The sequence below is a fragment of the Vibrio sp. 378 genome (assembly GCF_033339435.1).
On the sequence record NZ_JAWOUO010001202.1, the window covers coordinates 1 to 516 of the forward strand.

1 protein-coding gene is annotated in these 516 nt (G+C 47.9%); it reads left to right on the forward strand.

Annotated features, from left to right (window positions below; translation table 11 throughout):
• The coding region (locus tag R7Q48_RS31140; protein WP_318134289.1) for a DEAD/DEAH box helicase family protein at positions 1 to 516 on the forward strand (516 nt) is incomplete at both ends.

The window sequence follows — 516 nt, forward strand, 5'->3', positions numbered from 1 at the left end:
ACTTCCAGCCGTTTGGCACCGCTATGACCAAAGTCACTGGTCGAACAGTCGATCCCGCTTACGAAATCCACCTAGCTCTGTATCAAGCTCTGACTGGCCCAGAAGAGCACCAAAAAGCATACAAACAGGTCGATCCTGATTTCTTTGACCTTATTGTCGTTGACGAGTGCCACCGTGGCAGTGCCGCTGAGGACAGCGCATGGCGCGAGATTCTTGAGTATTTCGGTTCAGCGACTCAAATAGGGCTAACCGCGACACCGAAAGAAACCGATATCGTGTCTAACACCGAGTACTTTGGCGATGCCATTTATACCTACTCTCTAAAGCAAGGTATTGAAGACGGTTTCTTAGCCCCTTACAAAGTTGTGCGTGTAGATATTGATGTTGATTTGCAAGGTTGGCGACCAACCAAAGGGCAAGTCGATAAGCATGGTGAAGTCATCGAAGACAGGATCTATAACCAGAAAGACTTCGACAGAACTATGGTCATTGATGAGCGAACAGAACTTGTTGCAC